General features: G+C 71.5%; 19 protein-coding genes and 1 pseudogene. 5 read left to right on the top strand and 15 right to left on the bottom strand.

What is annotated here, in order from left to right; translation table 11 throughout:
* From AC2H6A_RS03085 to AC2H6A_RS03095, 3 genes and pseudogenes are all read right to left on the bottom strand, one after another.
* Window positions 1–1204: pseudogene (locus AC2H6A_RS03085) on the bottom strand (hypothetical protein); the annotation flags it as partial.
* A complete protein-coding gene (locus AC2H6A_RS03090; RefSeq protein ID WP_484271666.1) occupies window positions 1201–2061 on the bottom strand; it encodes an AAA family ATPase in 861 nt (286 codons plus the stop codon). The gene AC2H6A_RS03090 and the pseudogene AC2H6A_RS03085, both read right to left, overlap by 4 nt.
* A gap of 3 nt (window positions 2062–2064) precedes the next feature.
* Window positions 2065–3249 carry an acyl-CoA dehydrogenase family protein gene (locus tag AC2H6A_RS03095; RefSeq protein WP_484271667.1) on the bottom strand — a complete coding sequence of 395 codons (1185 nt, stop codon included), beginning with the start codon at window positions 3247–3249 and terminating at the stop codon, window positions 2065–2067.
* Between the two features lie 93 nt (window positions 3250–3342).
* Here AC2H6A_RS03095 and AC2H6A_RS03100 point away from each other — a divergent pair, with 93 nt between their 5' ends.
* Entirely contained in the window at window positions 3343–4194 is an 852-nt protein-coding gene (locus tag AC2H6A_RS03100) for a MaoC/PaaZ C-terminal domain-containing protein (RefSeq protein ID WP_484271668.1), read from the top strand.
* A gap of 70 nt (window positions 4195–4264) precedes the next feature.
* On the opposite strand, the gene AC2H6A_RS03105 is transcribed toward AC2H6A_RS03100, so the two are convergent.
* Both AC2H6A_RS03105 and AC2H6A_RS03110 read right to left on the bottom strand, forming a co-directional pair.
* The gene (locus AC2H6A_RS03105) at window positions 4265–5458 is read right to left on the bottom strand and encodes a CaiB/BaiF CoA transferase family protein (RefSeq protein ID WP_484271669.1); all 1194 of its coding nucleotides are present in this window, start codon (window positions 5456–5458) and stop codon (window positions 4265–4267) included.
* A gap of 47 nt (window positions 5459–5505) precedes the next feature.
* A complete protein-coding gene (locus AC2H6A_RS03110) occupies window positions 5506–7164 on the bottom strand; it encodes a flavin-containing monooxygenase (protein ID WP_484271670.1) in 1659 nt (552 codons plus the stop codon).
* A gap of 144 nt (window positions 7165–7308) precedes the next feature.
* Here AC2H6A_RS03110 and AC2H6A_RS03115 point away from each other — a divergent pair, with 144 nt between their 5' ends.
* Genes AC2H6A_RS03115 through AC2H6A_RS03125 form a run of 3 tightly spaced genes read left to right on the top strand, consistent with a single transcriptional unit; the run spans window position 7309 to window position 10818 of the window.
* On the top strand, window positions 7309–8538 hold the full coding sequence (locus tag AC2H6A_RS03115) for an MFS transporter (protein ID WP_484271671.1): 1230 nt from the start codon (window positions 7309–7311) through the stop codon (window positions 8536–8538).
* A 13-nt stretch (window positions 8539–8551) separates the two neighbouring features.
* Entirely contained in the window at window positions 8552–9583 is a 1032-nt protein-coding gene (locus AC2H6A_RS03120) for a glutathione S-transferase N-terminal domain-containing protein (RefSeq protein ID WP_484271672.1), read from the top strand.
* The gene (locus tag AC2H6A_RS03125) at window positions 9583–10818 is read left to right on the top strand and encodes an MFS transporter (RefSeq protein ID WP_484271673.1); all 1236 of its coding nucleotides are present in this window, start codon (window positions 9583–9585) and stop codon (window positions 10816–10818) included. The genes AC2H6A_RS03120 and AC2H6A_RS03125 overlap by 1 nt, the downstream gene beginning before the upstream one ends.
* 62 nt (window positions 10819–10880) lie before the next feature.
* Here the strand turns inward: AC2H6A_RS03125 and AC2H6A_RS03130 are convergent, their stop codons facing one another.
* The gene (locus AC2H6A_RS03130; RefSeq protein WP_484271674.1) at window positions 10881–11285 is read right to left on the bottom strand and encodes a rhodanese-like domain-containing protein; all 405 of its coding nucleotides are present in this window, start codon (window positions 11283–11285) and stop codon (window positions 10881–10883) included.
* Window positions 11282–11749, bottom strand: coding sequence for an acyl-CoA thioesterase (locus tag AC2H6A_RS03135; RefSeq protein WP_484271675.1), 468 nt, complete (start codon window positions 11747–11749; stop codon window positions 11282–11284). Before AC2H6A_RS03135 ends, AC2H6A_RS03130 begins: the two co-directional genes overlap by 4 nt.
* A gap of 95 nt (window positions 11750–11844) precedes the next feature.
* Between AC2H6A_RS03135 and AC2H6A_RS03140 the strand changes: the two genes are divergently transcribed.
* Entirely contained in the window at window positions 11845–13038 is a 1194-nt protein-coding gene (locus tag AC2H6A_RS03140) for a M20 aminoacylase family protein (protein ID WP_484271676.1), read from the top strand.
* 48 nt (window positions 13039–13086) lie between these two features.
* Here AC2H6A_RS03140 and AC2H6A_RS03145 read toward each other — a convergent pair whose 3' ends face one another.
* The 8 genes from AC2H6A_RS03145 to AC2H6A_RS03180 all read right to left on the bottom strand — a co-directional run bounded on the left by AC2H6A_RS03145 (window position 13087) and on the right by AC2H6A_RS03180 (window position 22103).
* Window positions 13087–14076: a Bug family tripartite tricarboxylate transporter substrate binding protein gene (locus AC2H6A_RS03145; RefSeq protein WP_484271677.1), complete on the bottom strand. Its 990-nt coding sequence runs from the start codon at window positions 14074–14076 to the stop codon at window positions 13087–13089.
* A gap of 23 nt (window positions 14077–14099) precedes the next feature.
* Complete coding sequence (locus tag AC2H6A_RS03150) at window positions 14100–15776, bottom strand: glycosyltransferase family 39 protein (protein WP_484271678.1); 1677 nt, start codon at window positions 15774–15776, stop codon at window positions 14100–14102.
* A complete protein-coding gene (locus AC2H6A_RS03155; protein WP_484271679.1) occupies window positions 15773–16684 on the bottom strand; it encodes a polysaccharide deacetylase family protein in 912 nt (303 codons plus the stop codon). Before AC2H6A_RS03155 ends, AC2H6A_RS03150 begins: the two co-directional genes overlap by 4 nt.
* Before the next feature lie 15 nt (window positions 16685–16699).
* Entirely contained in the window at window positions 16700–17743 is a 1044-nt protein-coding gene (locus AC2H6A_RS03160; protein WP_484271680.1) for a bifunctional UDP-4-keto-pentose/UDP-xylose synthase, read from the bottom strand.
* The gene (locus tag AC2H6A_RS03165; protein WP_484271681.1) at window positions 17740–18738 is read right to left on the bottom strand and encodes a formyltransferase; all 999 of its coding nucleotides are present in this window, start codon (window positions 18736–18738) and stop codon (window positions 17740–17742) included. The genes AC2H6A_RS03160 and AC2H6A_RS03165 overlap by 4 nt, the downstream gene beginning before the upstream one ends.
* Window positions 18735–19724, bottom strand: a complete 990-nt coding sequence (locus AC2H6A_RS03170) for a glycosyltransferase (RefSeq protein WP_484271682.1) — start codon at window positions 19722–19724, stop codon at window positions 18735–18737. Before AC2H6A_RS03170 ends, AC2H6A_RS03165 begins: the two co-directional genes overlap by 4 nt.
* Window positions 19721–20863, bottom strand: coding sequence for a DegT/DnrJ/EryC1/StrS family aminotransferase (locus AC2H6A_RS03175; protein WP_484271683.1), 1143 nt, complete (start codon window positions 20861–20863; stop codon window positions 19721–19723). The genes AC2H6A_RS03170 and AC2H6A_RS03175 overlap by 4 nt, the downstream gene beginning before the upstream one ends.
* 109 nt (window positions 20864–20972) lie before the next feature.
* Window positions 20973–22103 carry a serine hydrolase domain-containing protein gene (locus AC2H6A_RS03180; RefSeq protein WP_484271684.1) on the bottom strand — a complete coding sequence of 377 codons (1131 nt, stop codon included), beginning with the start codon at window positions 22101–22103 and terminating at the stop codon, window positions 20973–20975.
* Window positions 22104–22317: the final 214 nt, after the last annotated feature.

Consider the following 22317-nt stretch of genomic DNA (forward strand, 5'->3'; position numbering starts at 1 on the left):
CGTGGTCCTCGCCGCGCAGCCGGTACTCGAAGAGCCGGCACCAGCCCTTGAGGTAGGCCTGGTGATGGAAGTCCCATTCATCGTAGAGCCAGCTGCGGCTCGCCTCGCGGGGCGCGCCGAAGGCGCGTCGCAGCGCGGCCTCGTCGGCATGGCGCTGGCGCTCGCGCGCGACCGGGTCGGCGGGCGCCGTGGACTCGTCTGGCGGCGGCATGGCCTCGGGCAGCGTGCCGGTGTGGCCGCCGCGCAGCTGGCGCTGCACCAGCTCCGGCCGCACCTCGCCGCGGAAGTCCACCGGCATGCCCTCGAAGAGATCGTCGAGCTCGGGCAGGGGGTCGTCGGGCTCGCCGGCCTCGTCGCCGCTGCCGGCGGGCGCGCGCGGCCGCTCCGGGGGCGCATCGGGCATCGGCTCGGGCTCGTCGAGCGCCTCGCCGGCGACGCGCGCGCCGGCCAGCACCCGCAGGCAGGCCATGGCGGCGGCCGCGGTCTGGTAGACATCGGCCTGCCCGCTCGCGAGCGGCTGCGCTGCGGCCAGCATCACGGCAAGCCGCCCGCTCGGGTCGGCCGCGATCAGCGGCCCGGCCGGCGCGCCCAGCGTGAAGCGCACCAGGCCTTCCAGCAGCCCGGCGGCGGGGCTTGCGCCGTCGGGGTCGGGCCGCCTGGCCAGGGCCTGTGCCAGCACCCGCGCGAGGTCGTGGCGGGCGCCGGGATAGCGCCGGGTCATGGCACTGTCGATGCGCAGGTCTTCCAGCATCATGAACAGCCGGCGCATCACCGAGGGCGGGCGCCAGAGCGCGAAGAAGCGCTCGAGCTCGCTGGGCTGGCCCAGCGGCGCGCGCCGTTCCGGCGGCAGCCCGGGCAATCGCTCGCGGGCCTGCGCCAGACTGAAGCCGAAGGTGCCGTTCTCGTAGAAGCCGAGCTGGTGCAGCACCGAGATCCGGTACAGGCCGAGGTTGTGGCGGGCCTCGTCGAAGACCTCGACCGCGGCCGGCAGGTAGATGGCGGTGCCGTCGGTGGTGGCGCCCTCGGGCCGGAACTCGCCGGTGAGCGCATCGGCCGGTTTCAGGTGCAGGTAGCGGCCCGACAGGCCCTGGGTGAACAGCGAGAGCACCCGCTGCGCATCCGAGAGCTCGACCCGGCCGGGCGCGGCGGCCGGCGCCGGCGCGGTCGCGTCGCGGGCGGCTGGCGCGGCCGGCGCGTTGCTCACGGCAGGATCACATCGACGATCGCCGCCACCGCCTGCTGCACCTGCGCGTCATCGGTGACCGCGCGCGAGATCGCGGCATCGCAGGCGCGCCGCGGCGCGATGCCGCCGGCGATCAGTTGCGCGGTGTAGATCAGCAGCCGCGTGCTCACACCCTCCTCGAAGCCGTGCTCGCGCAGGTGCCGCACCTTCTGGCCGATGGTGGCCAGGCGGTGCGCGGTGTCGGCATCGACCCCGCTCTCGTGGGCGATCACCTGCGCCTCGAGTTCGACGCCGGGGTAGTCGAACTCCAGGCTCACGAATCGCTGGCGGGTGGAGGGCTTGAGGTCCTTGAGCGCGCTCTGATAGCCGGGGTTGTAGGAGATCACCAGCAGGAAGTCGGGATGCGCGTCGAGCTGTTCGCCGGTCTTCTCGATCGGCAGGATGCGGCGGTGGTCGGTGAGCGAGTGCACCACCACCGTGGTGTCCTTGCGCGCCTCGACCACCTCGTCGAGGTAGCAGATCGCGCCGCTGCGCACCGCGCGGGTGAGCGGCCCGTCCATCCAGACCGTGCTGTCGCCCGAGAGCAGATAGCGGCCGACCAGGTCGGTGGCGGTGAGGTCCTCGTGGCAGGCCACGGTGATCAGCGGGGTCTCGAGGCCGCGGCGCGGGGTGTCGGCCTGGCGGAACAGCCGCCAGGCCATGTGCTCGACGAAGCGGGTCTTGCCGCAGCCGGTGGGGCCCTTGAGCAGCACCGGCAGCCGCGCCGCGTAGGCGGCCTCGAAGATCGCGACCTCGTCGCCCAGGGGCAGGTACCAGGGCTCGCGCTCGAGGCGGTGGCCGCCGGCGGCGTCGGGCAGGGCGGGTGTGGATGCGCTCATGGCTCAGAACCCCAGCTGGCGTGCGGCGAGATCCTTCATGATCTCCTCGGACCCGCCGCCGATCATGTTGACCTTCACCTCGCGATACACCCGCTCCACCCGCGTGCCGCGCATGTAGCCCATGCCGCCCAGGATCTGCACCGCCTGGTCGGCGCAGAACTGCAGGGTCTGCATCGACTGCACCTTCAGCATGGAGAGCTGCGCGACCAGCACCTTGGGGTCGCCGGCGCCGTGCTGCACCCGCCAGGCGAGGTCTTCCATGAAGGTGCGGGTGGTCTCGACGCGGATCGCCATGTCGACCAGCTTGTGGCGGATCACCTGCCGCTGCGACAGCGGCTCGCCGAAGGTATGACGCTGCCGGGCCCAGTCGAGCGCATCGTTCAGGCAGACCTGCGCGAAGCCCAGCGCGCCGGCGGCCATCCAGAGCCGCTCGCCGTTGAAGTTGCGCATCACGATCGGAAAGCCGCGGTTGAGCTCGCCGATCAGGTTGGCCGCCGGGACCCGGCAGTTCTCGAAGCGCAGCTGCGCGGTGTCGGAGGCCCACCAGCCCATCTTGTCGAGCGCGGTGCGGCTGAAGCCGGGCGTGTCGCGCTCGATGAGCAGCAGCGAGACACCGCCTGCGCTGCGGTCAGCCGGATTGGTGCGCACCGCCACCGTGAAGTAGTCGGCCCGCACGCCGGAGGTGATGAAGGTCTTTTCGCCATTGACCACGAAGTGATCGCCGTCGAGCACCGCGGTGGTCCGCAGCGCGGCCACATCGGAGCCGCCCGAGGGCTCGGTGATGGCCAGCGCCGAGATCTTCTCGCCGGCCAGCACCGCTGGCAGCACCCGCTGCTTCATGGCTTCGCTGCCGGCGTTGAGGATCGGCGGCGAGCCGATGGTGTGCGACATCAGCGAGGCGCTCACCCCGCCGCTGCCGCCCCAGGCGAGCTCTTCGGCCAGCACGATGCGGTGGAACACATCGCAGGGCGTGCCGCCGTACTGCTCGGGATAGCCCAGGCCGAGCAGGCCGGCCTGCGCCGCGCGCGGGTAGAGCTCGCGCGGGAAGCCGCCGGCCTCGTCCCAGGCGGTGGCGTGGGGCGCGATCTCGCGCACCGCGAACTGCCGCACGGTCTGGCGGAAGAGCTCGTGCTCGGGGCTGTAGTAGTTGGGGTTTCGAAAGGCGGTGAGCGGCGTGGCGGGGTTCATGGCGGGGGTCGCAAGATGCAGTCCCCGATCGTATCGCGCCCCGGTGCCGGCGGCGGCCGTTGCGGTCCCATCCCCTTTCATCGGAGACATCGCATGCCCCTCGACATGTCCGCCATCGGCCGCGAGGTCGGCCCCTCCACCGTCAGCTGGGATTCCCGCGACGCGATGCTCTACGCCCTGGGCGTGGGCGCGGGTCAGGCCGATCCCTACGACGAGCTGCGCTTCACCACCGAGAACTCCGAGGGGCAGGCGCTCGCGGTGCTGCCGGTGTACGCGGTGGTGCTGATCCAGCGCTCGGGCACCCGCGCCGAGATGGGCCCGATCGACCGCACCAGGCTCGTCCACGCCGAACAGGGCTTCGTGCTGCACAAGCCGCTGCCGGTGGAAGGGTCGGTGCAGGTCACCACGAAGATCACCGGCATGTACGACAAGGGGTCGGGCGCGCTGGTGACCACCACCTCGCGCGCGGTCGACGCGGCCAGCGGCGAGCTGCTGGTGGAGGCCGACTCGGCCGCGTTCATCCGCGGCGAGGGCGGCTTTGGCGGGCCGCGCGGCCCGGCCGGCGCCGAGCCCTGCCCGAGCCGCGCGCCCGACATCGAGATCGCCACCGGCACCCGCCCTGACCAGGCGCTGCTCTACCGCCTGAGCGGCGACCGCAATCCCCTGCACAGCGACCCGGCCTTCGCGCGTCGCGGCGGCTTCGACCGGCCGATCCTGCACGGCATGTGTACCTACGGCATCACCGGCCGCCACCTGCTGCATGCGGTCTGCAGCGGCGACCCCGCGCGCCTGCGCTCGATGTCGGCCCGCTTCACGCGGCCGGTGATGCCAGGCGATCCGCTCACCGTGCAGGCCTGGGTGGAGGGCGACACGGTGCGCTTCCGTACCCTGGGCGCCGGCGGCCAGCCGGTGATCGATTTCGGCACGCTGCGGCGCGCCGCCTGACGACCGCGCGACCCGGGCCGAACCCGCCCGCGCGGCCTGAACGCACCCGCGCCGCTTGCGCGCGGGCGTCTCAGCCCGGCTCGCCCAGGTCGATCACGCCCCGGGCGGCGAGTTCCTGCAGGCGCTCGGGCGGCACGCCGTGCGCACCGAGCACCTCGGCGGTGTGCTGGCCCACCCGTGGTGCCACCGAGAGCGGTGCGCCGTTCTCGAAGCGCGCAATGCCGGGCAGGCGCGCCACCGGCACCGGCCGGGGCATGTCGGGCTGCTCGAGCCAGGCGATCAGGTCCACGGCCTTCACCTGCGGCTCTTCCAGGAAGTCGGCATAGCGGTTGACCCGCTCGTGCATGACCTGGTGGGCGGCCAGCCGCTCCGACCACTGGGCGCTGCTGCGGGTGAGCAGCTGCTCGCGCAGGATGCCCAGCAGCAGGGCCTCGTGCTGATGGCGCCCGTCGGCGCCCGCGAAGCGGGCATCGGCGGCGAGGTCGGGCCGCTCGAGCGCGCCGCACAGCGCCAGCCACTCGCGGTCGCGGATCGCGGTGATCGACAGCCAGCCGTCGGCGGTGCGGAACACGCCATGCGGCGTGCCACCCGGCCGCACCGGGCCGCCCTCGAGGAAGGACGACATCATGCGGATCGCCTGCAGCGCGGCGGCGCCCTGCATGAGGCTGGCATCGAGGTAGCGGCCGCGAGCCTCGTCGCGACGCGCGTAGAGCGCCGCCGACACCGCCTGGAAGGCGTAGAGCGAGGTGCACATGTCCACCGGGATGACCGGCACGCGGTGCGGGATGCCGTCCTCGCCATGGTTCTCGGCGGTAAGTCCGGTGAAGGCCTGCAGCACCGGGTCCATGGCCGGTCGACCCACCAGCGGGCCATGCTGGCCGAAGCCGGAGATCGACAGGTAGAGCAGCCGCGGCGCACGCGCCGAGACTGCCTCCCAGCCGAAGCCCAGGCGACTGATCACGCCGGGGCGGAAGCCCTCGATGAACACATCGGCGCCCTCGATGAGCTGCCACAGCAGCGCCTTGCCCTCGTCGAGCTTGAGGTCGATGGCCACGCTGCGCTTGCCGAGGTTGCCGATGATCGAGAAGGCGCTGTGATCGCCGTAGCGCACGCCGAGCACGCGGCTCCAGTCACCGTCGCCATTGCCCTCGATCTTGATCACATCGGCGCCGTGCTGCGCCAGCAGCATGCCGCAGTACGGACCGGCGATGCCCTGGCTGAGATCGATCACCTTCAGGCCCTTGAAGGGCGCGTCATAGCTCATCGGCGGCTCCTGGTTCGGATGGGGCTGCGGCCCTCGGCGGCGGGTGCTCAGGCCGCGGCGGCGGCGGGTGCGTCGAGGATGAATCCCTCGTAGCCGCGCTCGGCGACCTCGTCGCAGCGGCGTCGGTAGACCCCCAGGCCGCCCACATAGGGCATGAACACCCGTGGCTTGCCCGGCAGGTTGGCGCCGACATACCAGGAGTTGGCGCGCGGGAAGAGGGTCTGGTCGGCCACCGCGTTGACATGCGCCACCCAGCCGTCTTCGGCGGCAGGGTCGGCCTCGATGCTGCGCGCGCCGCGCGCGGCAAGGTCGTGGATGCAGCGCGCGATCCAGTCCACATGCTGCTCGATCGAGGTGATCATGTTGGTGAGCACCGAGGGGCTGCCCGGCCCGGTGATCGAGAACAGGTTGGGAAAGCCCGCGGTCATCAGGCCCAGGTAGGTGCGCGGCCCGCCGCGCCACTTCTCGGCCAGCGGCAGGCCCTGGCGGCCGCGGATGTCGATGTCGAGCAGCGCGCCGGTGATCGCGTCGAAACCGGTGGCGAACACGATCACATCGAGCGGGATCTCCTCGCGCGAGGTTCGGATGCCGGCCTCGGTGATGGACTCGATCGGGGTCTCGCGCAGGCTCACCAGCGTGACATTGGGACGGTTGAAGGTCTGGAAGTAGCCGCTGTCGAGGCAGATGCGCTTGGTGCCGATGAAGTGGTCGCGCGGGGTGAGCCGTTCGGCCACGGCCGGGTCGGTCACGATGCTGCGGATCTTCTCGCGCACGAACTCCGCGGCAGTGGCATTGGCCGCCTCGTCCATCAGCAGGTTGTTGTAGGCGCGGGTGAGCCCGGTGGAGCCGTTGCGCCAGGCGGCCTCGTAGACCTCGCGGCGGCGTTCCTCGGGATCGTCGAGGGCGCCGCGGTCGGGGGCCGGCATGCCGGCGATGCCCGCAGGCGCATGGCGGGCCTTCTCGCGCACCTCGGGGTAGCGCGCCTTGAACTTCGCCACCTCGTCGCTCGCCAGCGGCCGGTTGCCCGAGGGCAGGCTGAAGTTGGGCGTGCGCTGGAACACATGCAGATGCGCCGCCTGGCGCGCGATCATCGGAATGACCTGGATGCCGGAGGAGCCGGTGCCGATCACGCCCACCCGCAGGCCGGTGAAATCGACCGGTTCATGCGGCCAGGTGGCGGTGTGGAGCAGCCGGCCGCCGAAGCGGTCACGCCCCGGGAAGTCGGGCATGCGCGGCAGCGACAGGCAGCCGGTGGCCATGATGCAGAAGCGCGCGCTCAGCGCATCGCCGCGGTCGGTGGTGATCGACCACTGCGCCTGCGCCTCGTCATAGTGCGCGCTGCGCACCCGCGTGCCGAAGCGGATGTCGCGGCGCAGGTCGAAGCGATCGGCCACATGACGCGCGTAGGCGAGGATCTCGGGCTGGCTGGCGAAGCGCTCGGTCCAGGTCCAGCTCTGCTGCAGTTCCTCGGAGAAGGCGTAGGAGTACTCGAGGCTCTCGACATCGCAGCGTGCGCCGGGATAGCGGTTCCAGTTCCAGGTGCCGCCGACATCGTCGGCCGCCTCGATCACCGTCACCCGCAGCCCCATGCCGCGCAGGCGGTGCAGCATGTACATGCCGCCGAAGCCTGCGCCCACCACCACCGCGTCGAATGCCGTTGCGTCGGCCGCCGGGGCACCGGCGGCCTGGCCCGCGTGCGTTGCCATGCCTGTCTCCGTGAAATATTTTGTGTCTTGAAACCGTCGGCGCGACTCGCCGGGTTTCGTCATCACTTTACCCGATGGCGATTTTTCCGCGATTTCGTCGCGTGATACTTTCGACCGATGGTCGCGACTCCGGAAGCCAGGCGCATGGCGATGTCGGTGCTGGCGCTGTGCACCGGCATGAACATCCTGTCGCGCGGCGTTGGCGAGAGCTTCGCGGTGTTCCTGCTGCCGATCGCCACCGAGTTCGGCGCCGACCGCGCGGCGCTGGTGGGCATCTACTCCATCGCGGTCCTCGCCGTGGGCCTCATGTCGCCGGTGGCCGGCGTCATCGTCGACCGCCTCGGCCCCCGCCGCTGCTACCTCGCCGGGCTGCTGCTGCTGGGCGCGGTCTACTGGCTGGCGGGGCGCATCGTTGCGCTCTGGCAGCTCTACCTGCTGCTCGGGGTGATTGCGCCCATGGGCGCCTCGCTGACCGGCATGGTGCCGGCCTCCACCCTGGTCAGCCGCTGGTTCGGCGGGCGGCTGCCGAGCGCGATGGCGGCGCTGTCGGCCGCGCTGGGCACCGGCATGCTCGCTTTCGCGCCCTTCGCGCAGTGGCTGATCGGCCAGGTCGGCTGGCGCCAGGCCTACCAGATCATCGGCGGCGCGCTGCTGGTGGTGCTGCTGCCGCTGGTGCTCCTGCCCTGGTCGCGCATTGCCGCCGGCGCACCCGAGGTGGTCGAGGCGATGCGCCGGCGCGGCGCCGGGCAGGCCGCCTGGACCTTGCCGCTCGCGCTGCGCACGCCCATCTTCTGGGCGCTGGCCGGCATGATGTTCAGCACCGCGGTGAGCACCTATGCGGTCACCCCGCAGCTGGTCGCCTGTCTGGTCGATGCCGGCTGGTCGCCGCTGTCGGCGGCCTGGATCTTCGGCCTGACCGGCATGCTCTCGATCGTCGGCATGATGGGTGCGGCCACGCTTGCCGAGCGCATCGGCGAGCGCCTGACGGCCACCGTGTCGTACGGGCTCACCCTCACCGGCCTGGCGCTGCTGGCCGGCGCGCTGTCGGAACCCTCCCCCTGGCTGGTCGGCGGCTTCGTGCTCACCTTCGGCTGCGCCCAGGGCTCGCGCGGCCCGCTCGCCGCGGTGCTGGCGGCGCGCGGCTTCCCGGGCGCGATGGGCCGGGTCTATGGCATGGTGCTCACCGCCGCGGGCACCGGCTCGGCACTCGGCTCCTGGGCCGGGGGCGCGCTCTTCGACCTCACCGGCGGCTACCATGCCGGGCTGGCCTTGTCGGCGCTGGGCGCGCTCGGCGGGCTGGCCCTGTTCTGGACGGTGCCCGCCCTGCGCGGCGACAAGCGGCCCGCCGCGCAATCCTCCCCCACCCCTTCATGATCGGATTGACTTCATGACCACGCCTGATCCCATCCTGCTCGGCGGCGCGCCCGGCTCGCCCTACACGCGCAAGATGCTCTCGCTGCTGCGCTATCGGCGTCTGCCCTACCGCTACATGATCCACAACAACCGCGACGGCTCGGCGATGCCGGTGCCGCCGGTCAAGCTGCTGCCCACCTTCTGGTTTCCGGATGGCGCGGGCGGGCTGCAGGCGGTGGTCGACTCCACGCCGATCATCCGCCGCCTGGAGCGCGAGCATGATGGCCGCAGCGTGCTGCCGCCCGACCCTGCGCTCGCCTTCCTCGACGAGCTGCTCGAGGACTACGGCGACGAGTGGCTCACCAAGGCGATGTTCCACTACCGCTGGCACTATGCGCAGGACATCGACCGCGCCGGTTCCATCCTGCCGCGCTGGCGCAATGTCTGCGCCTCCGAGGCCGCGATCGCGCCGCTCAAGGCGCAGTTCTCCGAGCGCCAGATCTCGCGGCTGCGCTTCGTCGGCTCCAATGCCACCACCGCGCCGGTGATCGAGGCGAGCTACCGGCGTTTCCTGCTCGCGCTCGATGCGCTGCTGCAGCGCCAGCCCTTCCTGATGGGTCAGCGCCCCGGCGCCAGCGACTTCGCGATCTTCGGGCAGCTCACCCAGCTCACGCACTTCGATCCCACGCCCATGGCGCTCACGCTGCAGGTCTCGCCACGGGTCTTCGCCTGGGTCGAGGTGATGGAAGACCTCTCCGGCCTGGGCGCGCAGGACACCGACTGGCTCTCGCGCGAGGCTGCCGCCGAGGTGCTCGGTGATGTCCTCGCCGAGGTCGGTCGCACCTATGTGCCGGTGATGATGGCCAACGCGCGGGCGCTGATGGCAGGCGCCGATCGGGTCGAGGCGCAGGTCGATGGCCAGCCCTGGGTGCAGCAGCCCTTCCCGTATCAGGGCAAGTGCGTGGGCTGGCTGCGGCAGTCGTGGGCGCGCCTGGCGGCCGACGACCAGGCCTGGCTGCGCGGGCTGCTCGGGCCCGCGGCTTGCCTGCCGCTGGTGGGCGACTGATGCCAGGAACCCGGGCCGGGCTGATCGCCGGCCTGGCGATGGTGGCCATCGTCAGCCAGTTCTTCCGGTCGTCGGTGGCGGTGATTGCGCCCGAACTCATCCAGGAGCTCGGGCTCAGCCCGCAGGCGCTCGGCCTGGCGGGCGGCATGTTCTTCCTCGCCCTGGGCGTCTCGCAGGTGCCGGTAGGCATGAGCTTCGATCGCATCGGGCCGCGCTTCACGCTGGCCGCGGTGAGCGTCTTCGCGCTGGCCGGCGCGGTGGTGGTGGCCACCGCGCGCGACGCCACCGGCCTGATCGCCGGCCGCTTCCTGCTCGGCCTGGGCTGCGGGGCGAGCTTCATCAGCGCGGTGGTGCTGCTCAGCCGCTGGTATCCCTCCGACCGCATCGCCACGCTCTACGGGCAGGTGTTCGCGATCAGCCAGATCGGCAACTTCATGGCCGCCACGCCGCTGGCCTGGATGAGTCAGACCGTGGGCTGGCGCACCGTGTTCTGGGGCAGTGCGCTGGTGCTGGTGGCGGTGGTGGGCTTCTTCGTGTGGGCGGTTCGTGATCAGCCGCCCGAGCAGCCGCCGCTGCCCCGGGGCGGCGAGTCGCTGTGGCAGACGCTCTTCGGCTTTGCCCAGGTGTTCCGCCTGCCGGGCTACCGGCGGGTGATCGCGATCCACACCGTGGCCTATGCCGCGATGGCCACGGTGCTCGGCCTGTGGGCAGGCCCCTACCTGCATGATGTGCATGGCCTGGACGGTCTGGCCCGCGGCAATGTGCTGCTGGCGATGGTGGCCGCGCAGACCGCCGGCATGGTGCTGTTGCCGCCCCTGGAGCGCCGCTTCGACCGTCGCAAGCGGGTGATCCTGTGCGCCGCCGGCGCGGTGATCGCGGTGCTGCTGTGCCTGGCGCTGCTGCCGCAGCCGCCGCTGTGGCTGGCGGTGGCGCTGCTGGTGGGCGTGTGCGGCTTCAGCTGCTACAGCCCGATCATCATCGCCCACGCGGCCTCGCTGACGCCGGCGCATCTGCGGGGCCGCGGTTCGGCCGCGGCCAATCTCGGCCAGGTGAGCGGCTCGTTCCTGCTGCCGGTGGGCTGCGGGGCTATCGCCGGCCTGTTCGGCGAGGCTGCGCCGGGTTACCCGCCGCAGGCCTACCAGTGGATCTTCGGATTCCTGGCGGTGTGCCTGACCACCGGCGCGCTGGTGTACTCGCGGGCGAAGGACCGACGACCGAGCGAAGGGATGGCCTGAGGCCCGCCAGGCGCGGCCGGCTCCTTGCAGCCGCCGGCTCCCGGCGGCCATCCGCCAGAGGCTCAGCCCTTGTGCGGCTCGCGCTGCGCTACCGGGCCGCCGGCTTCCTTCCAGGCCCGGAAGCCGCCTGCGAAGTGGCTCACGCCCGGCACGCCCATGTCGGTGAGCGCAGCAGCCGCCAGGGCCGAGCGCCATGCCGACTGACAGTAGAGCACCAGTTGCTTGCCCGAGCCGAACACCGGCTTGTGGTAGGGACTGTCGGGGTCAGCCCAGAATTCGAGCATGCCGCGCGGCGCGTGGAAGGCGCCAGGCACCATGCCCTCGCGCTCGAGTTCGCGGACATCCCGGATGTCGATGAAAACCGTGTCGGGGTCACCATGGCGGGCGATCGCCTGATCGGTGGGCAGGGTGACGATGCGCGCATTGGCCTCGTCGATGAGTTGCTGGTACCCCTTGGTGAGTTTCATGGCATCTCCTTGCTGATGTCAGGGTCAAGCCTACCATCGCCTGCGGACGCCGCCGCCAGGGCTTCCCGGAAAGCCGAGGGCACCGGCAGTGAGCGCAATTTCCCGTCGATGCGGGCCACCCAGGCGCGGACCTCCCAGCCCTCGACCAGCACCCGGCCCTCGCGCTCCAGCTGGTAGTCGATCCGCCAGCGTTTCTCGCCGAAGGTCTCGATGCGGGCCTGCGCGTGCAGCGGATCGCCGTCGGTCGACGAGCCGAGGAAGCGGGCGCTGGCCTCGAGGATGGGCGTGCCGATCACGCCGTAGCGCTCGGTGAGCAGGGCCTGCGAGAGCCCGGCGCGCTGCAGCCACTGCTGGAAACAGGCATCGAACCAGAAGAAGTAGTTCGGGTAGAAGACGATGCGGGCGGGGTCGCAGTGGCCCCACTCGACACGGAAGTCGGTGCGAAACGAGATCGGCTGGCTCATGGCCGGCGCAGTGTACGCCCGCGGCCTGTGCCCGGGCACCGATCGGCAGCAGCCCGCCTGTGGTAGCGTCGACGGGAACCTGCAGGAGACACCCCATGAACATGAACGAGGGCATCGGCCGGCATCTCGGTGAGCTCGTCGCCTTCCGCCGCGATCTGCACGCCCACCCCGAACTGCGCTACGAGGAGCACCGCACCGCCGGCAAGGTGGCCTCGGCACTGCGTGCGCTGGGTCTGTCGGTGCACACCGGTCTGGCCGGCACCGGTGTGGTGGGCACGCTGCGCGGCAGCGGCCCGCGCGCCGCCGACCCCGACCGGGCGATTGCACTGCGCGCCGACATGGACGCGCTGCCGGTGGCCGAGGCCAATGGCTTCGCCCATGCCAGCACCGTACCCGGGCGCATGCATGCCTGCGGCCATGACGGGCACACCGCCATGCTCCTGGGCGGCGTGCGGCTGCTCGCCGAGAAGCCCGACTTCGATGGCACGGTGCACTTCATCTTCCAGCCGGCCGAGGAGGGCGGCGCGGGCGCCCGCAAGATGATCGACGAAGGGCTGCTGCGGCTGTTCCCCGTGCGCGCCGCCTTCGCCCTGCACAACTGGCCGGCTCTGCCCGCCGGACGCTTCGGGGTGCGGGTGGGGCCGATCATGGCCAGCGCCAACCGCTTCGAGATCCGCGTGAACGGCCGTGGCGCCCATGCCGCCCAGCCGCACACCGGCATCGATCCCATCCCGGTGGCCTGCGCCATCGTCAGCCAGCTGCAACTGCTGGTCTCGCGTTCGGCCGATCCCCTGGACAGCGCGGTGCTCACCGTGGCGCAGATCGAGGCCGGCAGCACCGAGAACATCATCCCGGCGCGCGCCGTGATCAAGGGCACCTGCCGCACCCTTCGGCCCGACACACTGCAGATGCTGGTCGACGGCCTGCACCGCGTGGCCACGCATGTGGCGGCGGCCCATCAGGCGAGTGCCGAGGTGGTGATCCGCAACGGCTATCCCTGCACGGTGAACGATGCCGTCCAGGCCCGTTTCATGGCCGATGTGATGGCCGAGGTGGCGGGCGAGCCGCAGGTGGAGCGTGACATTGCGCCGGCCATGACCGCCGAGGATTTCGGCTACATCCTCGAGGCGGTGCCGGGCGCCTACGGCTTCATCGGCAATGGCGCCGACGGCCGACCCGGCCCCAACCTGCACAGCCCTGGCTACGACTTCAACGACGATTCGCTGGCCCTGGGCGCGAGCTTCTGGGATCGGCTCGCCCGCCGCTGGTTCGAACGCACGCCGGGCTGAGAGCCTCGCGCTGATCGCGACCGGGCCTGCCGGTGCAGTCCCTCGCGCTCATTCGATGGTGGCGCCGCTGCGCCGGATGATCGGCGTCCAGACGCGCAGTTCGTCCTGCATGAATCGGGCGAGCTGCTCGGGGCTGCCGCCGATGGGCTCCATGTACTGCGAGTGCATGCGCTCGCGTACCTCGGGCAGCGCCAGCACGGCGTTGATCTCGCGGTTCAGACGGCCGATCACGTCCGATGGCGTGCCCGCCGGCGCGAGGATGGCCATCCAGGCCACGGCCTCCACATCCGGGAAGCCGGCCTCCTTCAGGGTGGGCACCTCGGGCATCAGCGCGCTGCGCGTCCCGGTGGACACCGCCAGCGCCTTCAGACGCCCGGCGCGCACCTGCGGCATCACCGCCACCGCCGGCACGCAGCTGAACTGGACATCGCCCTGCAGCACCGCGGTGATCGCCGCCGGCGACGAGGGATAGGGGATGTGCACCGCGAAGCTGCCGGTGCGCACCTTGAGGAGTTCAACGCCGAGATGCGAAAGGCTGCCCACGCCGATCGACGAGAAGTTGAAGCCTCCGGGGCGCGCGCGCATCGCCGCGACCAGCTCCTTCATCGAGCCGATGCCGGCATCGGCGCGCACCGCGCAGACATTGGCCTGACCGCCGGCCAGCACCACCGGCGCCAGTTCGCGGAACGGGTCGTAGGGCAGCCGGCTGTAGAGCACGGTGTTGTTCACCAGCGGCCCGTTGGTGCTGATCACCAGGGTGTGGCCATCAGGAGCCGACTTGGCCACCGCACCGGTGCCGACATTGCCGCCGGCGCCGGCTCGGTTCTCGACCAGCACCGGCTGGCCAAGCCGCGGCGTGAGCCGTTCGGCCAGGATGCGGGCCATGACATCGGGCGAAGAGCCGGGCCCGTAGGGCACCACCAGACGCACCGGTCGTTGCGGCCAGGTCTGGCTCTGGGCCTGCGCAGCCGGCAGCATCAGGCAGGCGGTGGCGGCGAGCGCGAGCGCGCGCAGATGTCGTCGAATCGGGCTGGGCATGGCAGTCTGGCGGTTGCGGTAGGTCAGGATGGCGGGCGGATCACGCCGACCCGCGATGGGTCGCGGTAGATGACCCGCATGGGCAGGCCCGCGGCCTGCCAGCGCTGGAAGGTCTCCAGTCGCATGTAGGCGCCCGCAGCCGGCAGCGAACGCCACAATCCGGCGAAGGCTTCCTCGGTGGGCAGGTTGCGGCCGGGTTCAATGCGCTGGCCGGTGGCGAACTCGTCCACATAGTTGACCATGGTGACCGGCCGGCGCAGGTAGTAGGGCAGCGACTGGTCGTGCGTGCTCACGGTGAAGACCGGCGCGTCGGCGGGCAGCGCTGCCTGGAACGCGGCGGCAAGTTCGCGCGCGGTCTTGTCGCGGGCCACGGTCTGGTGGCCGAGCATGATCAGCTGGGTGCCGATCAGGCCGCCGAAGGCCATCGCGACGATCGCCGCGGCGGGGCGGGCACGGCGGGCGGCGATCGCTGCGGTGATGCAGAACAGGGCAATGGCGACCAGGCCGGCTGCGATCCAGTTGCGGTAGGCGAGTTCGCCCCCGGCCCAGGCTTGCCCGTCCCCCCGCGTTCCCTGTGTGAGCGCGACCAGCGCCACCGCCCCGGCCAGGCTCAGTCCGGCCATCAGCAGGGCGTGCACCGAGAGCCTGCGCGCGCTCAGGCGCAGGGCGTGCTGACCCACCAGCAGGGCCAGTGCCGGGAAGATCGGCAGGATGTACGAGGGCAGCTTCGAGCCGCTGATGCTGAAGAACACGAAGATCACCACCGCCCAGGTCAGCAGCAGCCGGTTGCCCTGGAAGCGGCCGGTCTCACGCCGCAGGCCCAGGCGCAGTGCGCCCGGCAGCAGGGTGGTCCAGGGCACCAGCCCGATCAGCAGCAGCGGCAGGAAGTACCACCACGGGCCCGGCCGGTGGGTGTGGGTGAGGTAGCGGGTGAAGTGCTGTTCGATGAAGAAGAAATGTGCGAACTCGGCGTGGCGCAGCGACACCAGGATGAACCAGGGCGCTGCCACCGCCAGGAAGAGCAAGGGCCCGGAGCCCCACTGCAGCCGCCGCCAGACCAGCAGGTCGCGGCTCCACAGCGTGTACACCACCAGCACCATGCCCGGCAGCACGATGCCCACCAGCCCCTTGCTCAGCATGGCCAGCGCCATGGCCAGCCAGGCGGCAAGCATGGCCGCGCGGGTTTCGCCCGGGGTGGCCGCCTCGCGCAGCCCGTACCAGACCGCCACCAGTGCCACGCCCAGCGCTGCCGACAGGCTGGCGTCGAGATTCACGAAGTGGGAGTTGCCGATCCACCACGCGCTGCTGCCCAGCACGCAGGCGGCGTAGAGCGCCGCCTTCTCGCCGATCACGCGCCGCGCGGTCCACCAGAGCGCGAGCACCGCCAGCGCCGCTGCCAGCGCCGGCCACAGCCGCGCGGCGAAGTCGTTCAGCCCGAAGAGCGCGAAGGCGATCGCGGTGGCCCAGTACTGCAGCGGCGGCTTCTCGAAGTAGAGGAAGCCGTTCAGGCGCGGGCTGATCCAGTCGCCGCTGGCCAGCATCGCGCGCGAAAGCTCGGAGTAGCGTCCTTCGTCGGGGGTGATCAGGTCGCGCCAGCCGAGGGTGCCGAACCAGGCCAGAAGCGCCAGGCCGAGCAGCAGCAGCGGCAGGGCTCGCCCGCTGCAGACCAGGCGGCCGAAGGGGGCGGCGGCGCGGCTCATGAGGCGAGCGCCGGTCCCTGGACCGTCAGCGTGCCGCTGCGGCCGGGCACCTCGCCGACCGCGATCTCGTGCAGGGGCAGCGCGCGCCCGGCCAGCGAGGCGAAGTACTCGCCGGTGCTCGTGAGCTGCAGGCCCTGGTCCTGCCAGCCGGCGAGCAGGCGCTCGAACACCGGGGCGAGCTTCATGCCCTCGAGCTCGGCGTGCAGGGTGAAGACCTGGTCGCGTCCCGGCTGCGCGGCGGTGATCGCGAGCAGGCGGCGATCGACATCGTGGGCGCTCACGCCATCCAGGCCGATGAGTTCATCGAAGGTCGGCAGGGTGGTGGGCAGTTGCGGCACGCCGACCGGCTGGCCGTGCAGCGCCGGCTGGTAGGGCGCGCTGCCGCGCCCGTCGGAGGCGTAGACGAAGCCGAGCTCGCGCTCGAGCCGGTAGGCATGCGCGTTCATCTGCCAGCCGGCCGCGCCGTGGGTGCGCGGCGGGCTGCCGAAGATCTCGGTGTGGCGCCGTACCGCGGCCCGCATCTCGCGCGCGGTCCAGTCGGCATCGCGGCCACCGACGAAGTCCTGCCAGCGGACATGGTCCCAGCAGTGCACGCCGGTCTCGTGGTCGGCGGCCGCCACGGCGCGCAGCAGCGCGGCGCAGCCGCGGCCGATATCGGGTCCGGGCAGCAGCGTGCCGTAGAGCAGGGTGCGCAGACCGTAGTGCTCCAGCACCGAGGTGCGCGAGACCTTCGACAGAAAGCCGGGCCGGAACACCCGGCGGATGGCGCGACCGGTGCGGTCGGGGCCCAGGCTGAAGAGAAAGGTGGCCTGCGCCCCGCGCCGGCTGAGCACCTCGAGCAGGCGGGGCACGCCCTCGCGCGTGCCGCGCCAGGTATCGACATCGATCTTCAGGGCGAGACGGGCCATGTGGCTGGCGGGGGGTCAGTCGAGCAGCGCCCGGGCCTGCGCCACCTGGCCGCGGTAGGCGTCGAAGATGCGCGCCAGCGCGTCGGCCATCGTCACCTGGGGCGCCCAGCCGAGATCGGTCATGGTGTTGTCGATCCGCGGCACGCGGTTGCGCACATCCTGGTAGCCCTTGCCGTAGTAGTCGCCGGAGGAGGTCTCGATCAGGCTCACGCGGGCGGCATTGTCGCGGTACTCGGGATAGCGCGCGGCCAGCGCGAGCATCATCTCGGCGAGCTCGCGCACCGAGTGGTTGTTGACCGGGTTCCCGATGTTGTAGATCTGGCCGCTGGCCCGGCCTTCCGGGTTGCGGATGATGCGCATCAGCGCATCGATGCCGTCATCGACATAGGTGAAGGCCCGCTTCTGGCTGCCGCCATCGACCAGCCGGATGGGCTCGCCGCGCACGATGTGGCCCAGGAACTGGGTGATCACCCGCGAGCTGCCTTCCTTGGCGGTGTGGATCGAATCCAGGCCCGGCCCGATCCAGTTGAACGGCCGGAACAGGGTGTAGTCGAGACCTTCCGACATGCCGTAGGCATGGATGATCCGGTCCATGAGCTGCTTGGAGCAGGCGTAGATCCAGCGCGGCTTGTTGATCGGGCCGTAGACCAGGTTGGAGGCCTCGGGGTCGAACTGGTCATCGGCGCACATGCCGTAGACCTCGCTGGTGGACGGAAAGAGCAGGCGCTTGCGGTGCTTCACGCAGGCCCGCACGATCGGCAGGTTGGCCTCGAAGTCGAGCTCGAACACCCGCAGCGGCTCGCGCACATAGGTGGCTGGCGTGGCGATCGCCACCAGCGGCAGGATCACGTCGCACTTGCGGATGTGGTACTCGATCCACTCCCGGTTGATGGTGATGTCGCCCTCGAAGAAGTGGAAGCGACGGTGGGTCATCAGCGGATCCACCCGGTCGCTTGCCATGTCCATGCCGTACACGTCCCAGTCGGTGTCGGCGAGGATGCGCTGCGACAGGTGATGGCCGATGAAGCCGTTGACGCCGAGGATGAGGATCTTCTTCATGAGGGACTCCCGCGCTCGGCGGTCAGGGGAAAGCACAGCGAGCGCCCGAAGCGGCGCTCGAATTCTTCGGGGCCCAGCGGCTCGCCATCGAGCTCGGCGGCCAGCACCCGCAGCAGGCCGCCGTCGGCGCCGCGCAGCAGCAGGTGCCCGTCGGCGATCAGCAGGCCGGGTGCCTCGGGCGGCGCGGCGCGGCCCTGCGCCGCCTCGCGTTGATCGGGTGCCGCGCGATCGGCGTCCGTTGGGCAATCCTGACGCAGGGTGCGCAGCACGCGGATGCGCGCGCCCGGTACCTCGGTGAAGGCGCCGGGGTAGGGCGGGGCCACCGCACGGACCAGGTTGTGGATGCGCGCTGCCGGCTGGGTCCAGTCGATGCGGCCGTCCTCGGGCTTTCGCCCGCCGAAGTAGCTCGCCTGCCGCTGATCCTGCTCGCGCGCCACCGCGCGGCCGGCGAGCAGGTCGGGCAGGCAGGCATCGAGCGCCATCTCGGCAGCCACGGTCACCTTGGCGAACACCTCGCCGGCGGTGTCATCGGGCAGGATCGGCACGGCCTGCTGCGCGACGATGCCGCCGCGGTCGGGCTTGGCCTGCATTTCGTGAAGGGTGGCGCCGGTGCGGGTCTCGCCGTGCAGCACCGCCCAGTTCACCGGCACCCGCCCGCGGTAGCGCGGCAGCAGCGAACCGTGCATGTTCCAGGCGCCGCGCGGGGCCAGCGCAAGCAGCCGGGTGGCCAGCATCTGCCGGAAGTAGAACGAGAACAGCCACTGCGGCCGGCAGGCCGCCACCGTGGCGAAGGTGGCGTCGTCGTTGGCATCATCGGGTGTGATCACCGGGATGCCGTGTTCGCGGGCGGTCTGCGCCACGCTCGCGAACCAGATGGTCTCGGCGGGGTTGTCCTGGTGCGTGACCACCAGGCCGATGTCCACGCCGTGGGCGAGCAGCACCTTCAGGCAGCGCACCCCGACATCGTGGTACGCGAACACCACCGCGCGGTTCATGGCGGCGAGCCGGGTGCCGCGGGGCGCTCGAGCACCGCGCGTACCAGGTAGCGCGGTCGCTGACGCACCTCCTGGTAGATGCGGCCGATGTACTCGCCGAGCAGGCCGATGCCGAACAGCGCGATGCCCACCAGGAAGAAGAGCAGCGCGAACAGCGTGAACAGGCCGCCTTCCTCGGGGCCGAGGATGAGCCGGCGCAGCGCGAGCAGCACGAACAGCGCGCCGGACAGCACCGCCACCGCCATGCCGAGCATCGAGAACAGCTGCAGCGGCACCACCGAGAAGCCGGTCATGAGGTCGAAGTTCAGCCGCAGCAGGCTGTAGAGCGAGTACTTGGACTCGCCGGCGAAGCGTTCCTCGTGGCCGACCACCACCTCGGTGGGGTGGGTGGCGAAGGTGTAGGCCAGCGCGGGGATGAAGGTGTTCATCTCGCGGCACTGGTTGATCGCGTCGACGATGCGCCGGCTGTAGGCGCGGAACATGCAGCCCTGGTCGGTCATGCGGATGCGCGAGATGCGCTCGCGCAGCCGGTTCATGGCCCGCGAGGCCCAGTGCCGCCAGGCCGCGTCGCGACGGGTGCGGCGAATGGAGCCGACATAGTCGTGGCCGGCGTCCATCGCGGCCAGCAGCAGGCCGATGTCTTCCGGCGGGTTCTGCAGGTCGGCGTCGAGCGTGACGAGGCGCTCGCCGCGGGCCTGCGCGAAGCCGGCGAGCAGCGCGCGGTGCTGGCCGAAGTTGCCGTCGAGGATGACCACCCGGGTGTGGTCCGGTCGGCGCTCGAACTGCGCGGCGAGCAGCGCGGCGGAACGGTCTCGGCTGCCGTCGTCGATGAACAGCACCTCGTAGGGTTGCCCGAGCGCGTCGAGGGCCGGATAGAGCCGCTCGAAAAGCGCGGCCAGACCGGGCTCCTCGTTGTAGACCGGGATGACCACCGAGAGCAGCCCGCGCACCATGGGCTGCGGGCTGGTGACGAGCGTGCCGGTCATGATGCGGCCAGCGCCGGGCCGAGCACCGCCGACAGGGCGTTGCAGACCCGGTCGACATCGGTGTCGGCCATGGCCGGGAACAGCGGCAGGGTGACGGTGGATTCGCCGATGGACTCGGCCACGGGGAAGTCGCCATCGCGCCAGCCGAGCTTGCGGTACAGCGTGAAACGGTGCATGGCCGGGTAGTGCACGCCCACGCCGATGCCCTCGGCCTTCATGGCCTCGATGAAGCCGCCGCGGGACAGCCGCAGCCGGGCAAGCGGCAGCAGCGGCTGGAACATGTGCCAGTTGCCGCGTGCCGGGCCGCTCTGCGCGTCGGTGAGCGGCAGGCTCAGGCCCAGGGCCGGGTCGATGCGCGCGAAGTAGCGCGCGGCGAGCTCGGCGCGGCGCTGGTTGAACTGCGCGAGCCTCGGCAGCTGGCCCAGGCCGATGGCAGCGGCGATGTCGGTGAGGTTGTGCTTGTAGCCCAGCACATCGACATCCATGCCGCCGTCGGCGTGGCGGGTGACGCCCTGCAGGCGCAGCTTCTCGAACAGGCGCGCCTCCTCGGGCGTGTTCATCACCAGGCAGCCACCCTCGGCGGTGGTGAAGTTCTTGTTGGCGTGGAAGCTGAGCGCGACCAGATCGCCACCGCAGCCGATCTCCTGGCCGGCCCAGCTCGCGCCCATCGACTGGGCCGCGTCCTCGATCACCCGCAGCCGGTGCTGCCCGGCGATGCGGTAGAGACGCTCCCGGTCGAGCGGCAGGCCGGCGAGATCGACCGCGATGATCGCCCGGGTGCGCGGCGTGATCGCCCGCTCGAGCAGGGCGAGGTCGAGGTTGCGGGTGCGGGGGTCGACATCGACGAAGACCGGGCGCGCACCCACGGTGAGCACCACATTGGCGGTGGCCACCCAGGACAGCGGGGTGGTGATCACCTCGTCGCCGGCGCCCACGCCGGCGATGCGCAGGGCGAACTCGAGCGCCGCGGTGGCCGAGGCTGCCACCCGCACCGGCCGGTTGCCGTAGCGCTCCGAGAGCCGGGCTTCGAGCTCGCGGCATTTCGGCCCGGTGGTGATCCAGCCCGAGCGCAGCACGTCGGCCACGGCCGCGATGGTGGCGTCGTCGATGCTCGGTCGGGTGAAGGGGAGGAACTCCATGGCGCGCAGGCTCGGTCGAGTCGCGAGAGCTCGCCGCCCGGGGGGCAGGCGGCGGGGCAATCGCGCATTCTAACCGCCCGCCTGCACGCGGGCGTCGCATGCCCCCGTGTCAGACGATGGCGGCGTTCACCAGATTGGCCACGGTGTCGAGGCGCTCGGTGTGCCAGGGATCGGGCACCCGGTTGTTGGTGAGGTAGGCGAAGGACACGCCCGAGTCGGGATCGGCCCAGCAATAGGAGGTGCCCACGCCGCCGTGGCCGAAGGCGTTCGGCGAGGCGATCGCGCCCAGGCCGCGGATGGTCGCGGTGTGACCGCGCAGATGCGGGCCGAGGCCGCGATGCATCGGCATGCCCATGAACTCGTCCACCCGGTCACCGGTGTGGTTGCGGATGGCATAGGCGAGCATGCGCGGCGAGAGCAGCCGCACCCCGCCCAGCGTGCCGCCGGCCAGCATCATCTGGTAGAGGGCGACCATGCCGCGGGCGGTGCCGTAGCCGCCGCCGCCGGGCACGCCGGCCCGGCGCCAGGTCTCGGTGTTGTTCTCGGCCAGCGCCCGCATGCCGCCCTGCGGATCGGGCTCGTGCATGTCCGAAACCCGGGCATCGTCGGCGGGCGTCAGACCCACCACGATCTCGCCGGCCAGGCCGATCGGCGCGAGGATGGCCTCGCGCAGGTACTCGCGGAAGTCGCGACCGGTGAGCGCCTCGATGAGCGTGGCCAGCACCCAGTGGGCCGACAGCCCGTGGTAGGCCACCTTCGAGCCGGGCGTCCATTCGAGGGTGAAGTCGCAGACGCCCTCGCGCATGCGGGCGTGGTCGCTCCAGGCCGCCGAGGGCAGCACCGCGTTCGGGAAGCCGCCCTGGTGGGTGATCACCTGCAGCACGGTGATGTCGCGCTTGCCGTGACGGGCGAACTCCGGCACATGCGCGCTCACCCGGTCGGTGAAGCGGAAGGCGCCCTGCTCGGCGAGTTTCCACAGCGCCGTGGCCAGCACCACCTTGGTGTTCGAGTAGAGCAGCCAGAGCGTGCCGGGGCCGGCGGCCATCGGCTGGGCGCCGGTGCGGGCCTGGCCGAAGTGCTTCTCGTGCAGCAGCCGGCCATGACGGGCCAGCGCGATGGTCGCACCGGGGTAGCGGCCTTCGGCGATCTGCCGCTCGATGAGGGCGTGCAGCAGGTCGAGCTGTTCGGTGCGGATGCCGTGGTCGGCGGGGTTGCCGGTGCTCAGCGGGAAGGCGGTCATGGCAGTGGGCTCGGGCGGTGATGGGGTGCCGGCAGCATACAAGCGCGGCCGGCCCGGTGTGATCCGGCACGGCCTTCGCCGGCCTCGCCGCGTGTCGCTTCATCGCCGCCGGGCGTCTTGCCCGCCCGGGCGGCGGCCCGGTACGATCGGCCGCACCCGGCGCGCGCGCCCGGCCCGCCGGCCGGCCGTTGCGGCGGGCGCCCGTGCCGGAGCC

The organism is Quisquiliibacterium sp., from assembly GCF_982640115.1.

Excerpts from the sequence above, each read along its gene's own strand:
- AC2H6A_RS03105 (WP_484271669.1), bottom strand. The coding sequence starts at position 5,458 with ATGAGCTATGACGCGCCCTTCAAGGGCCTGAAGGTGATCGATCTCAGC.
- AC2H6A_RS03150 (WP_484271678.1), bottom strand. The coding sequence starts at position 15,776 with ATGAGCCGCGCCGCCGCCCCCTTCGGCCGCCTGGTCTGCAGCGGGCGA.
- AC2H6A_RS03110 (WP_484271670.1), bottom strand. The coding sequence starts at position 7,164 with ATGGCAACGCACGCGGGCCAGGCCGCCGGTGCCCCGGCGGCCGACGCA.
- AC2H6A_RS03140 (WP_484271676.1), top strand. The coding sequence starts at position 11,845 with ATGAACATGAACGAGGGCATCGGCCGGCATCTCGGTGAGCTCGTCGCC.
- AC2H6A_RS03125 (WP_484271673.1), top strand. The coding sequence starts at position 9,583 with ATGCCAGGAACCCGGGCCGGGCTGATCGCCGGCCTGGCGATGGTGGCC.
- AC2H6A_RS03100 (WP_484271668.1), top strand. The coding sequence starts at position 3,343 with ATGCCCCTCGACATGTCCGCCATCGGCCGCGAGGTCGGCCCCTCCACC.
- AC2H6A_RS03130 (WP_484271674.1), bottom strand. The coding sequence starts at position 11,285 with ATGAAACTCACCAAGGGGTACCAGCAACTCATCGACGAGGCCAATGCG.
- AC2H6A_RS03145 (WP_484271677.1), bottom strand. The coding sequence starts at position 14,076 with ATGCCCAGCCCGATTCGACGACATCTGCGCGCGCTCGCGCTCGCCGCC.
- AC2H6A_RS03160 (WP_484271680.1), bottom strand. The coding sequence starts at position 17,743 with ATGAAGAAGATCCTCATCCTCGGCGTCAACGGCTTCATCGGCCATCAC.
- AC2H6A_RS03090 (WP_484271666.1), bottom strand. The coding sequence starts at position 2,061 with ATGAGCGCATCCACACCCGCCCTGCCCGACGCCGCCGGCGGCCACCGC.
- AC2H6A_RS03165 (WP_484271681.1), bottom strand. The coding sequence starts at position 18,738 with ATGAACCGCGCGGTGGTGTTCGCGTACCACGATGTCGGGGTGCGCTGC.
- AC2H6A_RS03095 (WP_484271667.1), bottom strand. The coding sequence starts at position 3,249 with ATGAACCCCGCCACGCCGCTCACCGCCTTTCGAAACCCCAACTACTAC.
- AC2H6A_RS03155 (WP_484271679.1), bottom strand. The coding sequence starts at position 16,684 with ATGGCCCGTCTCGCCCTGAAGATCGATGTCGATACCTGGCGCGGCACG.
- AC2H6A_RS03115 (WP_484271671.1), top strand. The coding sequence starts at position 7,309 with ATGGCGATGTCGGTGCTGGCGCTGTGCACCGGCATGAACATCCTGTCG.
- AC2H6A_RS03120 (WP_484271672.1), top strand. The coding sequence starts at position 8,552 with ATGACCACGCCTGATCCCATCCTGCTCGGCGGCGCGCCCGGCTCGCCC.
- AC2H6A_RS03170 (WP_484271682.1), bottom strand. The coding sequence starts at position 19,724 with ATGACCGGCACGCTCGTCACCAGCCCGCAGCCCATGGTGCGCGGGCTG.
- AC2H6A_RS03135 (WP_484271675.1), bottom strand. The coding sequence starts at position 11,749 with ATGAGCCAGCCGATCTCGTTTCGCACCGACTTCCGTGTCGAGTGGGGC.
- AC2H6A_RS03180 (WP_484271684.1), bottom strand. The coding sequence starts at position 22,103 with ATGACCGCCTTCCCGCTGAGCACCGGCAACCCCGCCGACCACGGCATC.
- AC2H6A_RS03175 (WP_484271683.1), bottom strand. The coding sequence starts at position 20,863 with ATGGAGTTCCTCCCCTTCACCCGACCGAGCATCGACGACGCCACCATC.